Genomic DNA, 22,920 nt, shown 5'->3' with positions numbered 1-22,920 from the left:
AGGTAACAAATGTCTTCTCATGTTGGCTGGAAGCTCCAGCAGCTCGGATATGTGCTGAAGCGACTCCGGGGTAGCCTGGCGCAGCGCGGCATAAAGGGCACCATCAACCGCATTCGCCAGGAACTCCAGAGTCCCCAGGTTGAAGACCTGGCGCTATCGCTTGAAGCAAGCGGCGCGCCTGCGCCCGTGGAGATTCCGTGTTCGGACGCCCCCACCGTTTCGGTCATCATCCCCGTCCATGGCAAGCTGGAGTGGACCGTCGCCTGCCTGCGCTCGATCGCCCGACACGCGGCCCGCGTGCCTTTCGAAGTAATTGTCGTCGATGACGCGTCACCCGATGAAACGTACGCCACGCTGTCCACCATCAAGGGCCTCCATGTCCTGCGCAATGAGAGCAATCTCGGCTTCATCGGTAGTTGCAATGCCGCCGCGCGCGCAGCCAAAGGATCACTGCTGTTCTTCCTAAACAACGACACCCAGGTCCTTCCGGGCTGGCTGGACGCGCTATGGCATACGTATCTGGAGGAACCGGACGCCGGCATTGTCGGGAGCCGCCTGGTCTATCCTGACGGTCGGCTGCAGGAGGCAGGCTGCATCGTCTTTTCCGATGGCGAAAGCTGGAACATCGGACGCTTTGAACCACGGGAGGATCCGCGTTTCCTCTACCGCCGCGATGCTGACTATGTATCGGGGGCTGCGATGCTTGTAGAGCGCGCACTGTTCGAACAAGTTGGCGGCTTCGATACCCTTTATGCGCCCGCGTATTGCGAGGATCTGGATCTCGCCTTCGCCGTGCGAGCTGCGGGGCGACGCGTTATCTACGAACCGGCCAGCCAAGTCGTTCATTTCGAGGGCGTCAGTTCCGGCATCGATCCGTTCAGCGGCGTCAAGCGTTACCAAACCATCAATCGACACAAGTTCCGCGAGAAATGGCGCGAGGCACTTGCACATCAGCCATTGCGCAAGTTGTCGGTGGAACAGGCGCTGCTGCACGGCCAGCGACATATCCTCATCATTGATGCGCTGACGCCCGATCCGACCCGTGACTCGGGCTCGCAGAGGCTTGTGAACATCATGCGCCTACTACGCGAGCTTGGCTGGCACGTCACCTTCATGGCCGATAATCGGCGCTCTAACCAAAGTGAGATCGCCTACCTCGGCAGCCTGGGCGTGCGCGTGCTGTGCAAACCATGGGCGCCAGCGCTGCCGACATGGCTGGCACGTGAGGGCAAGACACTCGATGCCGTGATGCTCTGCCGCCATTATGTGGCGCCGCCGCATCTGCCCCTGGTGCGAAAACTGGCTCCCAAGGCAAAGGTTCTTTTCGACACGGTCGACCTTCATTTTCTGCGCGAAAAGCGCGCTGCCGAACATGACGACAACCCAGCACTGGCCCGACAGGCCGATGCATCGCGCCAGGCGGAGCTGGCTCTTATCCGTGCTTGCGACGTTACCTTCGTGGTGAGCCCGATAGAGCAGAAGCTCATAGCGACTGAAGTGCCGGAGGCACGGGTAGAGTTGCTATCAAACGTGCACGAATTGTTCGGTCGAACACAGCCTTTTGAGGACCGGCACGGCCTGGTGTTCGTTGGCGGATTTGCGCATCCACCGAACATCGATGCGGTGAACTGGCTAGTGAGAGATATCTATCCGCGCGTACGCGCTACTCGGCCGGACATCAAGCTGCACTTGATCGGCGACATCCCGGAAAGCGAACATCAGCGACTTGCCGGCCCGGGCATCCGCATTCACGGACGAGTCGATGACTTGACGCCGTGGATGGTAGGTTGCCGCGTCTCCGTCGCCCCACTGCGTTATGGAGCGGGAGTCAAAGGCAAGGTTAATATGGCGATGAGCCACGGGCTGCCTGTTGTGGCTACGTCCATGGCGGCAGAAGGAATGAGTCTGGTCGACGGCGAGAATGTACTGCTGGCCGACGACGGGGAAAACTTCGCGGCAGCCATCTTACGACTGCACGAGGACGGCGCTCTGTGGCTGCGGCTGTCTGATGCGGCGCTCGACAACATCCGGCATCATTTTTCCTTCGACAAGGCTAGGGAAACCCTGCGCCGAGCTCTTGGCTGAGGCGAACCGTACCCAGCCGTACGGTTCGCTGTAGAATCCTCGAGCAAAGTACCGAGCGAAACACCCTGTAAAGCAAGGATTTCTCATGAAGATACTGGTTGGCTACAAGCGTGTCGTGGACTACAACGTCCGCATTCAGGTCAAGCCCGATGGCACGGGCGTGGTGACGGATGGCGTGAAGCTCTCCGCCAACCCCTTCGACGATATTGCGCTGGAAGAAGCGCTGCGCCTTCGCGAAAAAGGCGTCGCCGAGGAAGTGATCGTGGTGGGCATCGGCCCGGCCGACCTCACCGCCCACCTGCGCAACGGCCTGGCCATGGGCGCGAACCGCGCCATCCATGTGGTCACGACCGATGCCGTGCAGCCGCTCACCGCCGCCCGCATCTTCCAGAAGCTGATCGAGAAGGAAGAGCCGGGCCTGGTGATCCTGGGCAAGCAGGCCATCGACGATGACGCCAACCAGACCGGCCAGATGCTCGCTGCGCTGTGGGATCGCCCGCAGGCCACCTTTGCCAGCAAGGTCGAGATCGCCGGCGGCAAGGTCACGGTGACCCGCGAAGTCGATGCCGGCCTGGAAGTGATCGAAGCGGAACTGCCCGCCGTGATCACCACCGACCTGCGCCTCAACGAGCCGCGCTTCATCAAGCTGCCGGACATCATGAAGGCCAAGTCCAAGCCGATCGACACCATCGAGTTCGGCTCGCTGGGCGTGGAAGCCAACGATCATCTCAAGACCACGCACTACGCCGCGCCGGCCAAGCGCAGCAAGGGCGTGATGGTCAAGGATGCGGCTGAACTGGTCGCGGCGCTGAAGCAAAAGGGGCTGCTCTAAGCAGCCTGAGGGAGATAACGACATGTCCAAGATCCTCGTCATCGCCGAACACCTGAACGGCAAGCTCAACTCCTCCACCGCCCGCGCCGTGAGCGCCGCCGCTTCGATCAAGCCCGAATCCATCGATGTGCTGGTGCTGGCCGACAACGCCGACGCCATCGCTGCCGATGCCGCCAAGATCGACGGCGTGAGCCGCGTGCTCACCATCGCCCGCGCCGAGAATGCACACCCGCTCGCCGCCGTGCTGGCGCCGCAGATCGCCAAGGCCGCCGCCGGCTACAGCCACGTATTTGCCCCTTCCACGACCTTCGGCAAGGACGTGCTGCCCCGCGTAGCCGCCCTGCTCGGCGTCGCCCAGGTGAGCGACGTGATGAGCGTGGAAGGCAGCCATACCTTCAAGCGCCCGATCTACGCCGGCAACGCGATCATCACGGTGGAAGCCGACGCCGGCAGCACGGTCGTCGCCACGATCCGCACGGCCTCGTGGGCCGCCGCAGCGAGCGGCGCAAACAGCGCCCCGGTCGAGGCATTGAGCGTCGACGCCGCCCTGCCCTCGCACACCCGCTTCGTTGAACTGCAGTCGGGCAAAAGCGACCGCCCGGACCTGCAGAGCGCCAGCAAAGTGGTCTCCGGCGGCCGTGGCGTGGGCTCGAAGGAAAACTTCGACATCATCTACAAGTTTGCCGACAAGATCGGCGCCGGCGTGGGCGCCTCGCGCGCCGCCGTCGACGCCGGCTACGTGCCGAGCGACCTGCAGGTAGGCCAGACCGGCAAGATCATCGCGCCGGAGCTGTACATGGCCATCGGCATCTCCGGCGCCATCCAGCATCTCACCGGCATCAAGGACGCCGGCACCATCGTCGCCATCAACAAGGACGGCGAGGCGCCGATCTTTGAGATCGCCGATATCGGCCTGGTGGGGGATCTGTTCAAGATCATTCCTGAGCTTGAAACCGCACTGGGCTAAGTGGAACGGCGCCCCGGACTGAACAATGATCTGGGCGCCACCTTTTATCATCTGGCTGCGCTTATCGCCGGGGCCTATCCCGATTTCGGTGACCGCCGTCGATCTAGCGAGGATCCGGCTCATGAGACTCATTCGTGCCACCCATGCAGCGATCGGGCTGGTTCTCGTTCTAAGTGGCTGTGGCAGCCACGAAGCTGCGTCCACCGATGAGTCTGCGCCCTCGGTGACCGCCAGCTCAAGTGGCATCAACAGCGCGCTACCCCGTGAGGCCGTAGCAGCTCAACTGACGATCGCGGAACCTCCGACTTACGGCGCCAGCGATGACACACTTCGTGTGAGTATCCGCATCAACAACAACGGCAAAGTCACCTTAGTTAGTGCCGGCACGGCGATGGTTCGTCTTGGTGCGATGCTGATGGGTCCACATGGGCCCGACCAATCACCCGGGAATCGCGATTTCGTGCGTATCCCGTTGCCCGCCATCGCACCCGGCAGCACTGTGACTGTCGAAAGCAGGTTGCCGGCAGCAGCATTGGTAAATCTTCCCATTCGATTCGAGCTAGTTCAGGAAGGCGTGAACTGGTTTTCCGTCTATGGGCAGGAACCATTGCAAATCGGCCCCTATAAGCGTTGCGAACGAAATGACCATTCGCTGTGCGGCCAAGACAATAGAGCCCTTGGCGTTTCGAACTGAGGATACTCATCGTGATTGACTTCTACGACTTTTCACCTTTCGACAGGATGTACCGGTAATGGATCTACGTTGTTTCAAGGCTTATGACATTCGCGGCCGGGTTCCAGAAGAACTCGACGAGACCTTGGCTCAGCGCATCGGCTTCGCGCTAGCAGCGCAGCTCGATCCCGGTCCGGTGGTGCTCGGACGCGACGTTCGCCTGAGCAGCCCGGCCCTCCAGGCAGCATTAAGCGAGGGCCTGCGCCGTGGTGGGCGCGATGTCATCGACATTGGCGTGGGCGGCACCGAAGAGGTGTACTTCCAGACCGCACATCTCAAGGCGGCCGGGGGAGTCATGGTAACGGCCAGCCACAATCCCATGGACTACAACGGCATGAAGCTCGTCCGTGAAGGCGCGCGTCCCATCAGCGGCGACTCCGGACTGTTCGCCATTCGCGATGCCTGCGAGCACCCGCTACCCGGTCAACCAGCGACCGGCCACGAGACAAATCACCATGACCGCTCCGCTTTCGTCGAGCACCTGCTTGGCTATGTGGACATGGCAACGCTCAAGCCGCTGAGGATCGTGGTGAACGCAGGCAACGGCGGCGCCGGACTAGTCGTCGACGAGCTCGCTCCGAACCTGCCTTTTGAGTTCATCCGGGTGCACCACGAACCGGACGGCAGCTTCCCCAATGGCATCCCCAATCCGCTCCTGCCAGAGTGTCGTCAGGATACCGCCAAGGCCGTTATCGACCATGCTGCCGACTTCGGGGTGGCCTGGGACGGTGACTTCGATCGGTGCTTCTTCTTTGATGCCCAAGGACGCTTCATCGAGGGCTACTACCTTGTCGGACTACTAGCCACCTCGATGCTGCGCAAGCATCCAGGAGCCAAAATCATCCATGACCCCCGACTTACCTGGAACACCATCGAAATGGTGGAAGCTGCCGGTGGCGTCCCCGTCATGAGCAAGACGGGCCATGCCTTCATCAAGGAACGCATGCGCGCCGAAAACGCCATCTATGGCGGCGAAATGAGCGCGCATCATTATTTCCGGGATTTCGCCTATTGCGACTCGGGAATGATCCCCTGGCTGCTGATCGCGAGCCTCGTGTCTTCGACCGGCAAGTCCCTCGCCGATATGGTGGAGCATCGCATGGCGGCATTCCCCTGCAGCGGTGAGATCAACTTCAAAGTCGCCGATGCCAAAGCTTCCATCGACAGGGTCTTGGAGCATTTTGCGAACCAGAATCCCACGCTCGATTACACGGACGGCGTGAGTGCCGATTTTGGAGATTGGCGATTCAATTTGCGTAGCTCCAACACAGAGCCTCTCCTTCGCCTCAATGTGGAATCACGCGGCGATTCCTGCCTGATGACGGCGCGCACGGAGGAAATTGGAAACCTTCTGAGTCGGTAACCTTCTTCAACCCAGCAAATACAGCACAAGAAGTGCTTACTTACTCACAGTAAGCCAATCAGAAGATTGAAAAGAAAGCTGAGACAAGATATTGGCTCAGCTTTCTGCTGTGTGGGCGTTGGCCACGCTTTCGAAAATCAAAGCAGCTTGCGCCTGCTAGACTAGCCGCTTCAGGCTGCCCATCAAAGCTGACACTCCATGATGCCCCAATCACTCGCCGCTACCCGAACTATTGACGCAAGGTCCCCATGGACCCGGCTCCTGATTATTTTGGGCGGGCTTTATCTCTTGCATGCATGCTACGCGGTGATTACACAACGCCATCTGTACGGGGATGCCAGCTGGTTTCTTGTTCGCATGATTAGCGAAGCGAAGCCAACAAACTTCTATACAAGCTTCGCGCATGAGTTTTACTACAGCCGCGTAGTTGCATATTGGCTGACGCAGCTTCCCACAGTCATCGGCATCCACGCCGGTCTGTCGTCAGTTTGGCTGCTTTCCCTAATCTTTGGTGCAACCTATTTCAGCCACCGGATGATTTCGCTCGTTATCTGTCACTTGCTTCTCGATAGAGACGAGAAACATCTTATTGCGTTTCCGCTGCTTGGGTTGCTGGCAGGCTCCATTGTTTCGGAGGTCTATATCGTTACGGAGATCCACATCTCCGCATCGTTTCTCTGGCCTATCGCCATACTACTTTTTCGTCAACGACCGTTAACGAACCTTGCGTACTGGATTGCCAGCGCGACCATTGTGCTCGCCGCCTTTACCTATGAATCATGGGCCTTCTTCGCGCCCATGCTATTGGTTGGGCTAATTATCAAACGGATAACGTCAAACCAGGCTTTCCGCCTTCCGCTAGGCCCGGCTCTTGCGCTAGTTGTGTGTGCCGTTATCAACTGGTGCGCCATTCTTTTTCCCCGTGACCCAGCCAACAAGGACGGCTTCGTCAATGGGGTTCTCCGCATCATATACGACAGTTTTGCCGGCCCATCCCACTGGCATATCGGCGCCATGGTCGCGGTGTTGGTTTCGGGCTGCGTTCTGGTGCTCGTCGCGCTCCCCCAACGCTTCATGACGAGGGCACTCTGGTGGCCCGTCGCCTTCCTTGCTCTGGTTGTCGCCGCAGCTCCGCCAATTCACTTCCACCTGCTCGGATCGGGTGTGGATCTATCGTACGCGGTGACCGACCGAGGGTTTGCTGGCCTGGTCATGCAGGCCGGATTGCTCGTCATATTCCTCGGGGTCGTCCTGGTCCAGCGCACATCCATTGACAGCTTTCGGTACATCGCAGTTCTCCTGTGTGGCCTGTGCTTTGGCCAGGTCTCGTGGCAGCTGATGGCTACGAACTCCTGGGAATCCGCCGCCCGCGCCACCCGCGCCACGATTCGTGAAGAGAGCGGGCCCATCCCTTGCGAGCAGATCGATGCCGCGCAGAAAAGACATCACGGCCCCAGCGCGTCCACTGTGATGTGCACTTGGTGGGCGACGCCTTTTTCGCTTCTGGAGAACCCCAATCGCGAGATTCATACGCTGCTTACTACAAGAAGCGCGTTTCAGGCGTTCGACTTTGCCAATCCCGCGTCGCTTCCCGGGGCTTCAAATGGGGCATTTAACTATGGGCCCTATCTGCGCTCACTTCAGCATGAGCAAAACACCGAACTGAGCGGCGAAATCAGCTTTGGCAAAGGTGCCCGGGGTGCTTCTTTACTACGGAGCGGCTTCTCTTTTAGTGAGAGCTCCTTGACGTGGACCGAAGGGCAAACAGCTGTTCTTCACTTCTGCCTTCCTTCCGAGCCCGCTGCAAACGCCTATAGGATCAGTTTCACAGTGACTCCCCATCTTGATCGGCAACATTTGCCGATGTCCGCGGAGGTTCGCCCGGGATCCGGTCGCGCCACAACCTGGACATTCGCCCCATCAACATCCGGCTGGGTCACAAGAACCATTGATATTAGCCGAGCGGACTTTGATGGGACGAATTGCGGCGACATTCGTATCAGCTTCGCGAGGACGCCTGCTTCACCTGCAGAATTGGGCGAAAGTGCCGATAACAGACATCTTGGCTTAGCACTGTTCAAGGCAACGATAGATCCGCTGTAATCGATATCCGCGTCAAACTGCCCCGAAGACTCCTCGAGGACAATCGTGAAACGCTCCAACGTGCTCATCTTCACCACGTGCTACAACGAACGGGACAACATCGGTCTCCTTCTCGATGGCATATCTCAATACGCCCCGGATGCCGACATTCTAGTCGTCGATGACAACTCCCCTGATGGGACATGGGACGTCATTCAAGAGAAAGCTCAGCAGCGAGAAGGCATCTTCGCCGTCAAGCGTCCAGGAAAGCTCGGCATCGGCAGCGCTCACAAATACGCCATCCTCTATGCGATCCGTGAGGGGTATGACTCGCTCCTCACCATGGACGCGGACTTTTCTCACGACCCCAAGAGCATTCCCGCCCTCCTGGCCGCCCATGGCCCGAATGTATTTGTGACCGGCTCCCGCTACTGCGAAGGCGGCACATCCGATTACAAGGGCTATCGCAATATCGTGAGCCGCCTGGGCAATGTTGCGGCCAGAGCGGCATTGGGCGTGAAGATGCGAGAACTCACCACGTATTTTCGTGTCTTCGATGTCGCCGCACTGCGGCGCCTGCCTTTGCGGTTCATCGCTGCATCCGGCTACAGCTACGGTGTCGAGCTTGTCTACTATCTCCGCAAGACAGGCTCGGAGCTGCGCGAAGTTCCAATTCACTTCGTCGATCGCACTCGCGGCAAATCAAAGATCCCCAAGCTCCAGATATTTTGGAGCGCATATGACTTGCTTCGCCTGGCCATGGGACGGCTCAATCGGCGCAAGGATTTGCAGCCAGATGAATTTGTAAACGATGCGTGCGCGGAATGCGGCGATCGGGTTCTAGCCATGAAGCATTTCGGCAGTTCCGGCGTGCAGAATGCCGATACAACGTCCATGCCGGCTTATCGCTGCACCTCGGTGGGCGGCCGCGAATATCCTCCCGTCTATACCTGTCTTTGTTGCGGACTGGAGCAGGTGCCACGATCTCTGATTCCGCACACGCTTGAGGATATCTACAGGGACGTTACTGACGAGACGTATCTCAAGAACATCAAAGCTCGCCAGAAGACCTTCAGCCGGAACCTGGAATCGATCTCGGCCTATCTGCCCGCTACGGGGAGTTTGCTGGAAGTGGGGTCCTATTGCGGACTTTTCCTGGAAGCGGCAAACAAGAAGGGCTGGCAGACGATCGGCGTCGAGCCATCGCGCTGGGCCAGCGACTACGCGCGTAAGACCACAGGGGTCAATGTTCATACGGGATATCTCTCGGAGAATGCCGCGCAGCTCGAAGAGAAATATGACGTCGTTGTTTCCTGGGATGTCCTGGAGCACGTCCGGGACCCTGTCGGCTTTCTGCGCGAATGCGGTTCATATGTGCGCGAAGGAGGCGTCCTTTGTATATCCACGCTTGATGTCGACACGTGGATGCCTCGACTCCTTGGCACTCGCTGGCCATGGCTGATCAATATGCATTTGTTCTACTTCGGCAATCGCTCGATCAAATACGTCTTCAAACAGGCGGGGTTCGATATCACTCACGAATCGCCCTACGTTCACTATGCTCGCCTGCAATATTTGCTAAATGGCGCGACTCGCGTGCTGCCTGCGTTTCTGGGCCGACCGGTTAACTGGATAACCAGACTTGTACCAGACTTCATCGTCCCGGTTTCCTTTGGTGACATAAGGACCTATGTCCTGAAGGCTTCGCCCACCGCCAGCAAATCGAGCGCCAGCTAAATCAATGAACATTGTGTCCACTGCTCTCCGGCACAAAAAATGGCTACTCGTAGCGGTGCGGATTCTTTGCGCCGCTGCGGTTTTTTGGCTGATCTCCGTCAAGATCCATCTTCCAGATCTCAGGGAATTCGGTAGGCCGGCTTTCATCGTCGCCCTAACAAGCGCAGCACTCCTGAACGTCTTGCAGTCATTCATCTGCACTTATCGCTGGAACATGATTGCCCGCACTTCGTTTTCTCATCCAAGCTTTGCGCGAAGCCTCTGGGCGTATCTTGAGGGCGCTTTTTTCAACCAAGCCCTGCCATCCTTCGTCGGCGGAGATGCTGTCCGCATCATGCGTTGGCATGAGAATGGTGTATCGACCGGGACGGCCGCTCTCACAGTCTTGCTGGATCGTGTATTTGGTGCCCTAGGCGCTGCCGTGTTGGCTCTCGCGGCATGCATGCTGATGCTGGGGACGCCCGTGGAACCCTACAAGATCCTACTGACTGTCGCTTTGGCGGTGTCCGTCTTTACCTTGGGTGCGGTTGCGCTCTTCTTGGTCAGATGGAACTGGTTCCGCGGCCTGTTCGCCAACATTGCACGCCTGCAGTCGCTCCTGGAAGTCCTTGCCAACTGGCGCCCGCGCGCCATCGGGATGACGAATTTGGTGGCCTTGGGAGTTGCGGGGCAGCTATCTGCTGGTGTCGCTGTTTACGCCCTCGCGCGCGCGCTACACATCTCCGTGCCGGCCGGTCTCCTGGTTTCAATCACCGGGATCATTTTGCTGCTGTCGATGATCCCGATTTCCCTGGCGGGGTGGGGGGTAAGGGAAGCGGGCTTCATTGCCTTGCTTGTCCCTCTTGGCGTCGATGGATCGACGGCGTTCGCGCTGGGAGTGGCGTTCGGCCTGTCCACGCTAATCGGTGCTCTACCCGGTGGCGCTTCCCTGCTGTTCGGCTTTGCCTTACCAAAGGCTCAGCGCAAGCAACCCACAACAAGTGCGCTCGAGGCCGACAGGGCGAATCGTGGCAGCCGCTAAGTCTTAATTGACGCTTGCAGAGATCTGAGCACCGGCGCCTCGGCACGCAACGCGCTCGAAGAGTTACCGAGGCGCCCAGAACTGGCCAACCAGGGCAAATGGGATAACCACGAAGGCACAGGCAGGCGCCCTACATGGAGTCCATAGCTCCCCACCGCGGGCTCCGGGGCTGGCGAAAGGGTCCTCGCGAGGAAGAGCAGCGATAGGTCCAGCAAGAAATTGGCAGCGGCCTCTCACAAAAGTGAGGGCCACTTTCAGCCAGCTGAGTCAGCTCGCCAATTCACCTTTTCAAGCAAACTGCGGGCCATGGACGAATAGCTATTGGTCTCCGACCAGCGTTGCGCCGCTTGAGCGAGCCCGGATCGCTTCCCCTCGTCGCTCAGTAGATCGTCGATTACCTTGGCGAATGCCTTTGCGGATCGCTGAGGCACAACCTCCGCGATCCCGTTCAAACTGGAAAAAATGGCCGAGTTCGACACAACCAAGGGGACACCTGCTGCCAGCGCCATATTTGCCGAAGCGCTGGCGCCTTCGTTGGAATCGGCATAAGGGAGCACAACAAGATCACACCGTGACAAGCCATCAATGACCGTGCCAATATCGACAAAGGCGGTTTCCAGCTCGATGTGGTCCTTGAGGCCAGGTTGCGCAGCCATCTCCAGACATTTCACCACGAACGCCGAATTCTCCTCGCCCGGGTATATGGCGTGCCATCCGCGATATCGCAGATTGGGGTAACGGCGACGCAATAGCTTTATCGCTTCAAGGGTTATGTCGATTCCCTTGTATTCGCGAAAGAAGCCAAAGCCGCCGACTACCGGCCCTTTTTCAAAATCGGCCTTTTCCGGAAGGGCCTGCTTCGAATGAAGCTTCACAGGCAATGGCAAAACGGTGATCCCCTCGGCGATACCGAACCGCTCCGCTTCTCTCGCGCTGTGTACCATGATAGAAGCGCCCGCTTCACGCAGTAGTGCCACTTCTCCCGGTTCTAAGCGAGAGGCGTCATGGCATTCGATCACTACGGGGATCGTCCGCTTAACGGCAGTTTCAACCAAACGGTGGTATTCGCCAGCAGGCATGAAACCCGTATGGTGTTGCAAGATCACCAAGGATGGCTTCAATGATTCAAGGGTTGCTTCGTAAACGGCGAGATTTGCCCCGCTCTCGCGCCAATTCTTGTTGTCCCAACGCCAGCCACGGACGACGGGAAACTTTAGCTCCGGACCAACTCCCAACAACTCGTGCCCATCCAGCTCGTTGCCAAAAATGACGAGATCGGCCCCCGCATCTCTTAGCCCGTCTGCAAGATACTGCCCATGTTCTGCGATGCCGCAGGCAACACCCCATGTGGAAACCATGAGCACAGGCACATGAGGTTTGCGCCACGAGGTCGCGTGCAATCTTAGTTCATCGCCCAGCGATCGCGAGATGGCTTCCCAACTGAAACGCCGTTGCACATATTGGTAGCACGCCAACCGCCGTGTCGGAGAAATTGGCTCCCTGATCATCCGCAGCAAATCGGCAAGAAACTGGTGACGGTCAGATATGACCATTTCGCCCTTATCCGTGGACTGCTCGGATATGCCTCGTGCGCCAACGGCTGTAGTCAATACGGGCAATCCGGCCGCCAGAAAATCAAACATCTTGACGTTGGTGCCTGCTCCCGAAAACATGGGATTGATTGCGATATCGGCTGACAGCAAATGTCGCCATTTGGCATCATCGTCCACGATACCCGTACAAACGATATTTTTTGGGAACGGAGAGGCCGCAAGGCCATCGCCAACGCCACCAACCAGCAGAAAAGTGACATCAGGGGCGTGCGGCGCCAGCTTTTCCACGATGAACTGACCGGCCTCCGCGTTCGGCCCATACTGGCTACCCATGAACACTACGACGGGCCGCCTCTTCTCGGACGAAGCTTCACGCGCCTCACTACGAAGCTCCAGCAATCCGGTAGAGAAGCGGTCAGTAAAGGTACCGTTCGGTGCGATGCGCAGTTTGCCCAGAGGTACTTCAAAAATACTGTGAAATAAGGTGACTTCTTCGGCCGAACAGCAGTAAACGAGACCACTACGCTCCAGCAAGGCCGCTTCCGTCGCCACGACGAGATCCATCAACTCGGCACCCTGCGGCAAATCATCGTGCAACGACACCCGCAGGATGGACTCCACGTTGTGAGCATCGTAGACAACCAGCTGGTCCGGCCGGATATCGGCCGCCAGAGGCGGGTAACACCAAGGATGGGAAAAAATCACGACGCTGGCGTCGGCCATCTCCCGTCTGGCCACGGACAGATACTCGGGCGAAAGGCGTACCTGCTCCGGGAACTCAATATCGATCATGCCGCGCCCGTCCATCCGGGCCGCGGTCTCCCGCGCTGCGCTGTGATGAGCCTCGCTCAGCGGAACACAGATTTCGCGCAGCGTCGGGGTGAGCATCTGGTCTCTGCGGGACTCGCCGGGCCAGTCGTACGTGCCAACGTAAACCGTGTCTACGGACGGGCCTAGATCATGGTAGAGGCCAAGCAAACGCTGTCGCCCGCCGCCGACAGCCGGGCTGATGGGCTGCATATCGAGAACGAGTACTTTTAGCTGATCCATTATTGCCCGCCCGCCGCGCCCAGCAACGTCTTTGCCACCTGTTCCCAGCTCAGGGAGTTCACCCAGGTCAATCCTTGCCGCCCCATTTCAATGGCTGCGGCACGGTCTCTGGCGATTGATTCAAGTGCCTCAGCCAGCGCATTCGCCGTTGGGGCAGTCACGGTGCCGCCACGCGCGGCGTGCACGATCGACGCAGCCTCTCCAGAATCACTGCAGGTGATGACTGGCTTGCCGCTGGCGAAAGCCTCAAGCGTCACGTATCCATAGTCCTCCCTCTTTGGAACGAACGGCACCGCGAGGGCGCCGCTGTACAAAGAGATCAACTCAGCGTCGGTCACACGCCCCAGGAATTCGATGCGTGGGTCTCCTCCTGCCAGCGCGCGCAATTGTGCTTCTGCGCCGCCTGTTCCGGCGATCTTGAGCCGCACCGGCGCGCGAACTTGTTTGAAGGCGTCAATCAGCAGATCTACGCGCTTCCACTCGTGCAGCCTGCCTGGCAGAAAGAAGTAGTCTCCCTGCGGACCCTCTCGAAAATTATTCTGCCAAAGAGGAGGATGGAGCACGGTGGATGAAATGCGATTCCACCGTGTCAGCCGCTGGCTAACCTCACTGCCAATAGTGAAAACCTCCCGACAGCGTGGAGATGACAGCGCCAATGAGTCCAGCTTCTGGATCAAATTCCGCTGTTCGTTGAGTTCTGGCCATGGCTGAGGAAAGAGGTCATCGAACATGTCATAAAAGGCGCGAATCGTATGCACCAGATAACAGACATGCCTTGGATGTCGAAGCACCCAAGTGGGCGCCTTCGTCGAGACCACGACATCAAACCCGTTGAGGTCCAAGTCGTAGCAGGCAAGATAGTTGCGTTTGATCTGGTCGAAGTTAGGCTCATCCACCGTGACGGGAATTTCTTCCACTTGGTGGCCAAGGCTGCCAAATGCATTGACCAACGCGTCGTAAAAGCGCTCGGCTCCGCCCTCTTCCCCGCTGCTACCGCGCGCTGTAACGACTGCAACTCTCACAGTTAGCTGCCGAGACGCTTCAGGTCAGCACTTACCATCATGACGATCAGGTCCTCCAACGACGTTTTCGGCTTCCAGCCGAGCTTGGTGTTCGCTTTCGCCGGATTGCCAAGCAAAACATCCACCTCCGCTGGGCGGAAGAACGCAGGGTCGATGATGAGGTAATCGTCCATCTTCAGCCCAACGTGCTCGAAAGCGATACGACACATCTCTCGCACCGTGTGCGTCTGCCCGGTCGCGACGACATAATCGTCTGCATTCTCCTGTTGGAGCATCAACCACATGGCTTCGACGTAGTCTCCTGCAAAACCCCAATCGCGCTTTGCATCGATGTTGCCCAAGCGAAGCTCTTTTTGTAAACCGAGCTTAATGCGCGCTACGCCGTCAGTCACTTTGCGGGTGACGAACTCGATGCCTCGCAGCGGCGACTCATGATTGAAAAGAATCCCGCTTGACGCATGCATTCCGAAGCTTTCGCGGTAGTTCACAGTGGCCCAGTGACCCATCAGTTTGGCGACCCCATAGGGGCTGCGCGGATAGAAAGGAGTCGTTTCATCCTGCCTTTCAGCCTGGATCAGACCAAACATTTCACTGGTCGACGCCTGATAGAAATGCGCTTTGGAATTCACCAGACGAACAGCCTCGAGCACGTTAAGCGTACCTACGCCATCCACCTGCGCCGTCAGCACAGGCTGCTGCCAGGAGCTACCCACAAAGCTCTGCGCACCAAGGTTGTAGACCTCGTCTGCCTTCGATGCGTCCATCGCTCGAATGAGCGAGGACAAATCGGTGAGATCGCCATCAAACAAGCGGACCTCACGATCAATCCCCAGCTCGCGAAGACGCCAAAGAGTATCGGTGCTTCGACGTGGGAGAACGCCATGGACCGCATAGCCCTTGCTGAGCAGCAACTGCGAAAGATAGGCACCGTCCTGGCCCGTGATGCCCGTAATGAGCGCGCTCTTGCCGTTATTGCTCATGAATTATCCCTTGCGTCTTTCAGAATGTCTTTAAGAGTAGTTTCAATTTGAATGGTGGGAGACCAACCCGTATCTCGCCGCAGTCGAGACGCGTTTGCCACCATCCGTCGCTGTTCCGTAGGCCTAATTCGGCTCGAATCTTGACGAAATTCCGGTGAAACACCCGCGATCTTGCACAGGTTATCCAGCAAATCCCGGATACGCCGCTCCTCCCCGGAGCCGATGACGTAGGTGCCCCCGGACTGGCCAAACCTCAATAGCGCGCCGTACGCCGACACGACGTCTCTGACGTCGGTGAAGTCCCGGGTGGTGTCAATATCCCCCACCTCAACAACTGCCGGTTGCTCGCCGTTTGTAATCCTAACTAATTGTCGAGCCACAGACGACAGGACAAAACGGTCATCCTGCCCCGGGCCTACATGATTGAAAGGACGGCCGACTATTATGTCCATTCCCTCCGAACGATGCCATTGCAGGCATAGCTGCTCTCCTGCGACCTTACTTACCGCATAGGGATTCCTGGGTGCGGGGCAGAGGTCTTCGTCTACCGGAAGGCGCTCTTCTGGTACTTGGCCGTAAATGTCGCCGGAGCTCGCATACACCATGCGCCCACTGAACCCGGCACGCTTAAGCGCTTGTAGCAGATTCAGAGTACCGAGGACATTGATTTCCAGCGTTTCACGAGGATTCTGAAATGATCTTGGTACAAAGCTTTGAGCGGCAAGGTGAAGGACTGAATCGGGCCTGACGGTTTCGATCCACGCATTGACCTCATCCTCGTGACGCAGGTCCCAGCCCTTCGGAGGTGTGACCAGATTCTTGGCCGGCAATGCCCCGGATTCAACCATGGCCGCGACATGGCCACCCACGAAACCATGCGCGCCGGTCACCAACAAGCAACCGATTTCTCGCGGTTGTCTCATAGTTTCTTGGCCACGATGGAATAATCGGGGGCCGCATGGAGCGACGAGAGTAGCGCGTTAATCGATTGAGCCCCGGGAATGTCGTCCTGCAACAACGGGGGAGCATTCAACTCACGCGCAGTTGTAAGCCGTTCGATGGTGGACCCGTAGAATCCCCGGGCTTCAACGATCCAACGCAGTGCCTCGGGAGGAATCGGATTGCGGTGGGTCGGGTCCATGTAGAACGTGTGAGAACTTACCGTCAGGTTTTCCGGATTCGGAGTTTCCAGCACGATGAGTCCGCCCGGAACGAGTACGCGATTGGCCTCGTCAATCAAGACAATCATCTGCTCGAAAGACAGATGCTCCACCAAATGCATCGAGGTGATGGCGCCGATGGATGCGGATGGCATGGCGCACAAGATGGCAATGGCGTCTCCTTCAATGACGTCTAGCCCATATCCGCGGCAGATATCTGCAAAGACTCGATTAAGGTCGATACCTTTGGCCACCAGACCGTGTTCGCGCAAGAGTTCAAGCCACTCGCCGCGACCACAGCCAATGTCGAGCACCGGGGCATTCGCCGTTCCAGCGCCGACTGCCTTGATCCAGTCGAGATAGGGCTCTGCGCGCTGGCGCACCAGACTGCGATCTCCGCGAAAACGATCTTCAAAAGCAGCATAGAACGGATCGAGATCCGGACCACTGCTTGATACTTCGTTCTCGCCAGAGAAATGAGCAACGGTGCTGGCCTGCGAAGCCGACTCCATGTTCGGGTCGGCCCCAAGTTCGTTCAAACGCACGAATTGCTCGTTAGGTGCGCCAGTCTGGGCAGACCAAACTCGCTCCATGTGCTCCACATGCTGCTGCACGTGCAATGCCTCTTTGGCCAGGCTTGCAATAGAAGCTCTACCAGAGGCCTGCTCCCTCGCTATCTGTTCGACACGCGAACGGAGTCCACTTATCGCAGCATCGAGCGAACGAACTTCGAGACTATTCGCATACGTGCCCCCCTTTCGCTCCAAATCATCGACGCGCGCTGTCATGGCAGGTAGAAGCTCCAAGACCGCTTGCGCCTGCTTTGCTGTCGCCTCGGCTCGAGCATCCAGGCGCCTCGTGACATCATCAACCGCCTTGACCGTCGCTCGTGCGTCGAGTTGTTCCTGCCCGCTTACCTGCCAATGCTCAACGGCACTTGATAGCGCGTTCAGTGTGCGGCCTAAAGCATGAACCTCGTAGTCCTGGCTGGCCTTTTGGGCTGCCTGTCGGTCCAACAAGCGGCCCAGCATAAGAAACGCATGGAACCAGCGGATAAAGTGCCCAATAAACCGCTTCCGCTTCCACTTCCACAACGTATATGGAATCAAGAGGCCATCGATGTGGACGCCACGCGTCTGACCTTCTGTCGACCACCTAAGATCACCCAGCACCTCGACTTTGGACGTATGACCGTCCCTTAGCCTAGAGAGGTAGTGACTCAGGCCAACCTCATCGGGGCTACGGCGAAGTACGGCCCGATAAGCAGCGTGCAGAAAGTCCTCGTCAGAATACTTAAGCAATTCGCCGAGGCTGTATTGAGCCCTGACCGAGAATGCTCCGGCCACGGACTGCCAATGTGCGAATCCGGCCCCACCATCTTCGCTTGAACCGGAAGCCGACGAAGAATTCCCCGCCAACATGTTCCCGCGTCTGCGGGCAATCTCTGCCTTCACGCGACGCATGATCTCGGACGTGCTCGGACGACCAGAACGGGGGGTATCGCTGACCTTACCCACGACCCCGCCTACGCCAATTTCCGCGCGAATCTGCTCCATCAGCTGGTCAAGTTCCGATTCTGTTTGCGTACCCATACATCAACTCCTCATCTGGCCATGTGCAACCGAGCCGGATGCACAAAGCTCTTTAAGCCGGGAAGCGCTCTGCGCCCAAGAGTTCCAGCCTTCGAATTCCCGTTGACTCGATCGCCCAGCTCGAATCCATTCAATCAGCGTACGAACGAGGCTGTCGCTGTCCGTGCCGGAGAAATACATCGCCCGCTCACCAGCTACCTCGCGAAACACGGGCAAGTCCCTCACGATCAAAGGCATCCCATGCCAGCCAGCCTCAATTATAGGAAGTCCAAAACCCTCCCCCAGCGATGGAGCCAGCAAAACATCGCACTCGCGATACAGCGCGGACAACTCCCGGTCGTCGGGTCCATTCATCCAAAACAGTCGTCGACCTAATTCCGGATGATGTTGGATATCGGCAATCAGAGACGTCACATTCCACCCCTGCTTCCCGGCAATTACCCACTCGAAGGCGTGGCCGCTGTCCCACAATGTTTCGAAGGCCTTTAACGCCTGCACATGCCCTTTTCGGGGCTCGAGTGTCCCCACAGTCAGCACACGAGTGACTTTACCCTTGCGTGCCGGCAACACTTCGATATGGGGAGCCAGGGGAAAATCGGCCCCAAGAGGGATAACCTCCACGCGGAGTGCTGCCGCCCGAATGCCCCTGCTCGCCAGCACCGAGCCGAGCTCTAGTGCCGTTTGCTGCGAGTCACAAAGAGCCTGATCGGCGACGTCGCCCAACACACGAAGCCACGCTTCAAAGGCCACGGGAACATCGACGGGGAACCACTCCGGGTGTGTCAATGGCAGCACATCATGGACAACAAGACTTATCGACACACCGTTTTCCCGGAGCGTCATCAGCGCTTGCCGCAAGAGCGCAGCATGATTGCGACAAAAATCCAAACCGATGAACTGATCGCCGCGCCTAGGTTCCAGGGGAATATCTGCGCAAAAGACCCCGGAAGGAAAGCCGAGAAAACGAGCTAGGAAACCATTGGCGTAGACATACCGACCATCGGGACTCAATCTTACCGGCTGGATGCGTGCGCCCTCAGGTGGATCCAGCAGAAGTTCCGAAAGAAAACGGCGGGTAACCCGTTCCACTCCGGCTCCCAGGTCTTCACGCGAAAGCTCGGTGACGTCGATGAACCACTGAACGCGCTCGTCATCTGGACGCGGACGCAACGTATGCCAGAAAAGAGGCAGCTCGCCCAGCTGCATTTCTCCTTTGGGAAACGAGCCGGCGGGCGTGAGAGTTGTCAGCGTTGAAGGTCGCCTCAAAAGCGCAGCTCGCAAGGCACGCAAGGGAGCCGTCACGCGCCAGCTGAGACTCGTGCGCATTGCTGACACTTCTGCCTCGAGCCGATCGGAACGGGCGGACTGCTGGACGAGCTCCAGCCACAGCCGTCGCTCGTTCGATGTCATGAGCAGCAGACGCGACTGGCCCTGACTCACTTTAGACTCCCGAGGTAGCGGGCACGCTCCTTCATGTGCCCGATGGGACGTCCACGATGGACGACGATTTCGTTATTTCTATGCGCGGAGGAATCCACGCGGTACCAACGAATGGTGGATGGGCCACATTGGCCACAGTAAATACCAAAGCCAAATCGCGCCATTGGAAATTCTTGACCAAATGGGTATCCGAGTCGGTCAAGGCTACAGAAACCGAGTAACTGCCTGGCCCAAAATTGGCCGGAAAGTGCGCCCGTATCTCGACCACATCACCTGCCACCAAGTCACGACATACTTGCCCAGTGTGGTGGGTATTGGTTCCAAATATAGGCTGCCCCAATCGATCTCTTATCATGTAACCGAACACAAGGCGTTCGAGGGGCGACGTGACTTTGATGCGTGCGCGCAAGTTGACCTGCTGACCAACGCTGACGTACTCGACGGCCTCACCGCTCTCATCAAGCATCACTAGGCTGTCGATCTGTGCTTCGCCCGTTCCTGACTCCGTGGCTACCGCGCCGTCCGAAGTGCGAGCAGTCCGAACCGTACGATTCTCTTTTTCCGCAATTAATGCGTTGTAGTAATCCAGGACCTGCTGCGGATCACCATCAAGCACCATGCGCCCACCATCCAGCAGCACAGCGCGATCGCACAGCGACTGAATGGCCGATGCATCATGCGAAACGATAAGCAAGGTCGTGCCCGCTTCGCGAAACTCACGAATTCGCTTGAAGCACTTATGAACGAAATAAGCATCGCCCACGGATAAAGCTTCATCAACGATTAGTATGTCCGGCCTAATCACCGTGGCAACGCTAAATGCGACTCGCATTTGCATGCCGCTCGAGTAGGTTCGCATGGGCTGATCGAAATACTCGCCGATCTCTGCGAAGTTCTCGATGCCGGGAAGCAGCTTTTGGATGCGCTCGCGCGGAACTCCCATCAGGCCAGCCGAATAGATGGCGTTTTCTCGCCCAGTCAATTCGGGATTGAACCCCAATCCGAGCTCCAGAAGCGCCGAGACGCGCCCATTAAGGGCAACGTTGCCCTCCGTCGGTCGCGTAGTGCCCGTGATCATTTTCAGCAAGGTACTTTTGCCAGCGCCGTTCTGCCCGATGATGCCGAGCGACTCGCCAGGATTCACCTTGAAACTTACGTCGCGGATAACCCAATGCTCATGCTTTGGGGACACCGATGCACCGAACCAGCGCGCAACACGCTGAGTCTCGCTGCGATACTCGACGTACGCTTTGCCTACTTGCTCTACGACAAGCGCAGGGATCTTCACAGCACGTCCACCATTTCACTCGATGCGCGTCGAAACAACAGCATCGACACAGCAAGCAACACGACAGAGATGACAGCCACCCACAGCAGCCCCGGTGGAGGAGCCTTCCCGTATACGAGAACGTTCTGGTAACCCCCGACCAGCGGAATCACCGGATTGAGCACCAGGAACTTACGCATGGCCTCGGGAATGATTGTCACGGGGTAAACGATCGGCGTGAGCCAAAACCAAAACTGCAGGACGATCGGAATGATCTGTCCAATGTCCCGCAGGAACACATTGAGCGTACCGAGGAAAAGACCAAAGCCAGTGGCTAAAGCAATGGTGAGAGCCATCAATACAGGCAACCAGAGCAAATTCCAGCTTGGGTAGAAACCCAATATCGGCAAGATCATCAGTACAACGACAACCAAGGCCACGTTATTCACCGAAGCCGTTCCGATCACGATCATCGGCAGCGTGATGCGTGGAAACTGCATCTTTTTCAGCAGCGACGTGAAGTCGATGAACACCGTCAGGCAGCGCTGAACAATCTCGACGAAGAGCGACCAGCACGCCGAACCGGCCACCAGATAGGCAGCGTACGCGTACTTGTTGTTTACACCCTGAAGCTTCGCAGCGAGCACGTTGGACAGCACAGTGGCGTAGATGAACACTTGCGCAAGCGGCTGCAGTACCACCCACGCGGTGCCTAAGCGGCTGCGTTTCAGGCGCGCCTTGAATTCATTCGCCACCGAAGAGGCAATGAAACCCCGGTACCTCCAGGCGGCACTCAACAGTTGAGACATCGTGCTTCCTTACTCGTGAGTTCGATCAAGAGGCCGACAAGGCACGTTCTAGATCATCGCGGAGATCATCGACATGCTCTACGCCAACGCTCAATCGAACCAGGCCATCGACGATACCGAGGGCTTGGCGACGATCCGCGGGCACCGAGGCGTGGGTCATGCGAGCCGGATGATTGACGAGGCTTTCGACGCCCCCGAGTGACTCCGCCAATGCGAATAGGCGGGTGTTCTCGCACAATTTGCGCGCCGCTTCGAAACCACCTTTGAGCAGGATAGAGATGATGCCACCACCGCCGCTCATCTGCCGCATCGCGAGGTCGTGCTGAGGATGCGACTTCAGGCCGGGATAGAGCACTTTGTCGATGGACGGGTGCCCCTCAAGCCACTCGGCGAGACTCTGCGCATTTTCGCAATGCGCCTTCATGCGCAAATGCAGCGTTTTGAGGCCCCGCAATGCAAGGAAGCTGTCAAACGGACCCTGTACGGCGCCAGCCGAGTTCTGCAAGAAAGCCATTCGCTCGGCGAGGGCTTCGTCTCCCGTCACGGCAATGCCACCGACCATGTCGGAATGTCCGTTGAGATACTTGGTCGCCGAGTGAATGACCAACTGCGCACCGAGATCGAGAGGGCGTTGGAGCATCGGCGAGGCAAACGTGTTGTCGACGACAACAAGAATGCCGCGTTCGCGTGCGATCTCGGCAATGGCAGCAATATCGACAATTTTCAGCATCGGATTGGTTGGTGTTTCAATCCAAACCATCCGGGTGTTGGGCTTGATAGCTGCCTTGAACAAGGCCGGTATCGACAGGTCCGCATAATCAAATTGCAAGCCCGCACTGCGCCGGCGAACCCTTTCAAACAAGCGCAAACTGCCACCATAAAGATCGTCCATGGCCACCACATGGTCACCGGTATCGAGCATTTCCAGAGTCGTGGCCGTTGCTGCCATGCCCGAGGCAAAGGCGAATCCCTTCACACCGCCTTCAAGGTCAGCGATGCACGCCTCGTAGGCACCGCGAGTGGGGTTCTGGGTGCGCGAATATTCGTAACCCAGGTGGCTACCCGGGCTCTGCTGCACGTACGTCGAAGTGGCATAGATGGGCGGCATGATTGCCCCCGTGCTGGGATCCGGGTGCTGACCTGCATGGATGGCGCGAGTCGCCAGATTGAGACGTGCGTCAGATTTTGTCGTCATAGTCAATGGCTTTCGTCGGTCTGCAGGCGCGC

At 58.0% G+C, this 22,920-nt stretch carries 17 protein-coding genes; 8 read left to right on the top strand and 9 right to left on the bottom strand.

The annotated features are described in order from the left end of the window. Positions 1 to 9: 9 nt before the first annotated feature. The 8 genes from AC1DE1_RS07550 to AC1DE1_RS07515 all read left to right on the top strand — a co-directional run bounded on the left by AC1DE1_RS07550 (position 10) and on the right by AC1DE1_RS07515 (position 10,820). On the top strand, positions 10 to 2,085 hold the full coding sequence (locus AC1DE1_RS07550; protein WP_477175253.1) for a glycosyltransferase: 2,076 nt from the start codon (positions 10 to 12) through the stop codon (positions 2,083 to 2,085). A gap of 85 nt (positions 2,086 to 2,170) precedes the next feature. After that, positions 2,171 to 2,917, top strand: coding sequence for an electron transfer flavoprotein subunit beta/FixA family protein (locus AC1DE1_RS07545; RefSeq protein ID WP_477179043.1), 747 nt, complete (start codon positions 2,171 to 2,173; stop codon positions 2,915 to 2,917). Positions 2,918 to 2,939: 22 nt separating this feature from the next. After that, on the top strand, positions 2,940 to 3,884 hold the full coding sequence (locus AC1DE1_RS07540) for an electron transfer flavoprotein subunit alpha/FixB family protein (RefSeq protein ID WP_477175251.1): 945 nt from the start codon (positions 2,940 to 2,942) through the stop codon (positions 3,882 to 3,884). Positions 3,885 to 4,005: 121 nt separating this feature from the next. After that, positions 4,006 to 4,578: a putative periplasmic lipoprotein gene (locus tag AC1DE1_RS07535; protein WP_477175250.1), complete on the top strand. Its 573-nt coding sequence runs from the start codon at positions 4,006 to 4,008 to the stop codon at positions 4,576 to 4,578. Between the two features lie 58 nt (positions 4,579 to 4,636). After that, on the top strand, positions 4,637 to 5,980 hold the full coding sequence (locus AC1DE1_RS07530; RefSeq protein WP_477179042.1) for a phosphohexomutase domain-containing protein: 1,344 nt from the start codon (positions 4,637 to 4,639) through the stop codon (positions 5,978 to 5,980). Between the two features lie 198 nt (positions 5,981 to 6,178). Next, a complete protein-coding gene (locus AC1DE1_RS07525) occupies positions 6,179 to 8,083 on the top strand; it encodes a hypothetical protein (protein ID WP_477175248.1) in 1,905 nt (634 codons plus the stop codon). A 45-nt stretch (positions 8,084 to 8,128) separates the two neighbouring features. Then, on the top strand, positions 8,129 to 9,799 hold the full coding sequence (locus tag AC1DE1_RS07520; protein WP_477175247.1) for a bifunctional glycosyltransferase/class I SAM-dependent methyltransferase: 1,671 nt from the start codon (positions 8,129 to 8,131) through the stop codon (positions 9,797 to 9,799). 4 nt (positions 9,800 to 9,803) lie between these two features. Beyond that, positions 9,804 to 10,820, top strand: coding sequence for a lysylphosphatidylglycerol synthase transmembrane domain-containing protein (locus tag AC1DE1_RS07515; protein WP_477179041.1), 1,017 nt, complete (start codon positions 9,804 to 9,806; stop codon positions 10,818 to 10,820). Positions 10,821 to 11,074: 254 nt separating this feature from the next. On the opposite strand, the gene AC1DE1_RS07510 is transcribed toward AC1DE1_RS07515, so the two are convergent. Genes AC1DE1_RS07510 through AC1DE1_RS07470 form a run of 9 tightly spaced genes read right to left on the bottom strand, consistent with a single transcriptional unit; the run spans position 11,075 to position 22,888 of the window. Continuing rightward, a complete protein-coding gene (locus AC1DE1_RS07510; protein WP_477175245.1) occupies positions 11,075 to 13,423 on the bottom strand; it encodes a glycosyltransferase family 4 protein in 2,349 nt (782 codons plus the stop codon). After that, positions 13,423 to 14,445, bottom strand: coding sequence for a glycosyltransferase family 4 protein (locus AC1DE1_RS07505; protein WP_477175244.1), 1,023 nt, complete (start codon positions 14,443 to 14,445; stop codon positions 13,423 to 13,425). Before AC1DE1_RS07505 ends, AC1DE1_RS07510 begins: the two co-directional genes overlap by 1 nt. A 2-nt stretch (positions 14,446 to 14,447) precedes the next feature. After that, the gene (gmd, locus tag AC1DE1_RS07500) at positions 14,448 to 15,425 is read right to left on the bottom strand and encodes a GDP-mannose 4,6-dehydratase (protein WP_477175243.1); all 978 of its coding nucleotides are present in this window, start codon (positions 15,423 to 15,425) and stop codon (positions 14,448 to 14,450) included. Next, complete coding sequence (locus tag AC1DE1_RS07495; RefSeq protein ID WP_477175470.1) at positions 15,422 to 16,315, bottom strand: GDP-mannose 4,6-dehydratase; 894 nt, start codon at positions 16,313 to 16,315, stop codon at positions 15,422 to 15,424. Before AC1DE1_RS07495 ends, gmd begins: the two co-directional genes overlap by 4 nt. 29 nt (positions 16,316 to 16,344) lie before the next feature. Then, complete coding sequence (locus tag AC1DE1_RS07490) at positions 16,345 to 18,177, bottom strand: methyltransferase domain-containing protein (RefSeq protein ID WP_477175242.1); 1,833 nt, start codon at positions 18,175 to 18,177, stop codon at positions 16,345 to 16,347. 3 nt (positions 18,178 to 18,180) lie between these two features. After that, positions 18,181 to 19,617, bottom strand: coding sequence for a glycosyltransferase family 4 protein (locus tag AC1DE1_RS07485; protein WP_477175241.1), 1,437 nt, complete (start codon positions 19,615 to 19,617; stop codon positions 18,181 to 18,183). A 31-nt stretch (positions 19,618 to 19,648) separates the two neighbouring features. Beyond that, entirely contained in the window at positions 19,649 to 20,905 is a 1,257-nt protein-coding gene (locus AC1DE1_RS07480; RefSeq protein ID WP_477175240.1) for an ABC transporter ATP-binding protein, read from the bottom strand. Then, complete coding sequence (locus AC1DE1_RS07475) at positions 20,902 to 21,693, bottom strand: ABC transporter permease (RefSeq protein WP_477175239.1); 792 nt, start codon at positions 21,691 to 21,693, stop codon at positions 20,902 to 20,904. The genes AC1DE1_RS07480 and AC1DE1_RS07475 overlap by 4 nt, the downstream gene beginning before the upstream one ends. 25 nt (positions 21,694 to 21,718) lie before the next feature. Further along, positions 21,719 to 22,888 (bottom strand): cystathionine gamma-synthase, encoded by a 1,170-nt coding sequence (locus AC1DE1_RS07470; RefSeq protein WP_477175238.1) that lies wholly within the window; start codon positions 22,886 to 22,888, stop codon positions 21,719 to 21,721. Between the last annotated feature and the right edge of the window lie 32 nt (positions 22,889 to 22,920).

This window comes from Dyella sp. 05T440 (assembly GCF_056395965.1).
Note: the sequence above shows the minus strand (reverse complement) of the source record. Positions and strands in the feature narration are given on the sequence as shown.

Bases quoted from the DNA above. Each gene is read 5' to 3' on its own strand.
- AC1DE1_RS07550 (WP_477175253.1), top strand. From the start codon at position 10: ATGTCTTCTCATGTTGGCTGGAAGCTCCAGCAGCTCGGATATGTGCTG.
- AC1DE1_RS07545 (WP_477179043.1), top strand. From the start codon at position 2,171: ATGAAGATACTGGTTGGCTACAAGCGTGTCGTGGACTACAACGTCCGC.
- AC1DE1_RS07540 (WP_477175251.1), top strand. From the start codon at position 2,940: ATGTCCAAGATCCTCGTCATCGCCGAACACCTGAACGGCAAGCTCAAC.
- AC1DE1_RS07535 (WP_477175250.1), top strand. From the start codon at position 4,006: ATGAGACTCATTCGTGCCACCCATGCAGCGATCGGGCTGGTTCTCGTT.
- AC1DE1_RS07530 (WP_477179042.1), top strand. From the start codon at position 4,637: ATGGATCTACGTTGTTTCAAGGCTTATGACATTCGCGGCCGGGTTCCA.
- AC1DE1_RS07525 (WP_477175248.1), top strand. From the start codon at position 6,179: ATGATGCCCCAATCACTCGCCGCTACCCGAACTATTGACGCAAGGTCC.
- AC1DE1_RS07515 (WP_477179041.1), top strand. From the start codon at position 9,804: ATGAACATTGTGTCCACTGCTCTCCGGCACAAAAAATGGCTACTCGTA.
- AC1DE1_RS07510 (WP_477175245.1), bottom strand. From the start codon at position 13,423: ATGGATCAGCTAAAAGTACTCGTTCTCGATATGCAGCCCATCAGCCCG.
- gmd (WP_477175243.1), bottom strand. From the start codon at position 15,425: ATGAGCAATAACGGCAAGAGCGCGCTCATTACGGGCATCACGGGCCAG.
- AC1DE1_RS07490 (WP_477175242.1), bottom strand. From the start codon at position 18,177: ATGGGTACGCAAACAGAATCGGAACTTGACCAGCTGATGGAGCAGATT.
- AC1DE1_RS07475 (WP_477175239.1), bottom strand. From the start codon at position 21,693: ATGTCTCAACTGTTGAGTGCCGCCTGGAGGTACCGGGGTTTCATTGCC.
- AC1DE1_RS07470 (WP_477175238.1), bottom strand. From the start codon at position 22,888: ATGACGACAAAATCTGACGCACGTCTCAATCTGGCGACTCGCGCCATC.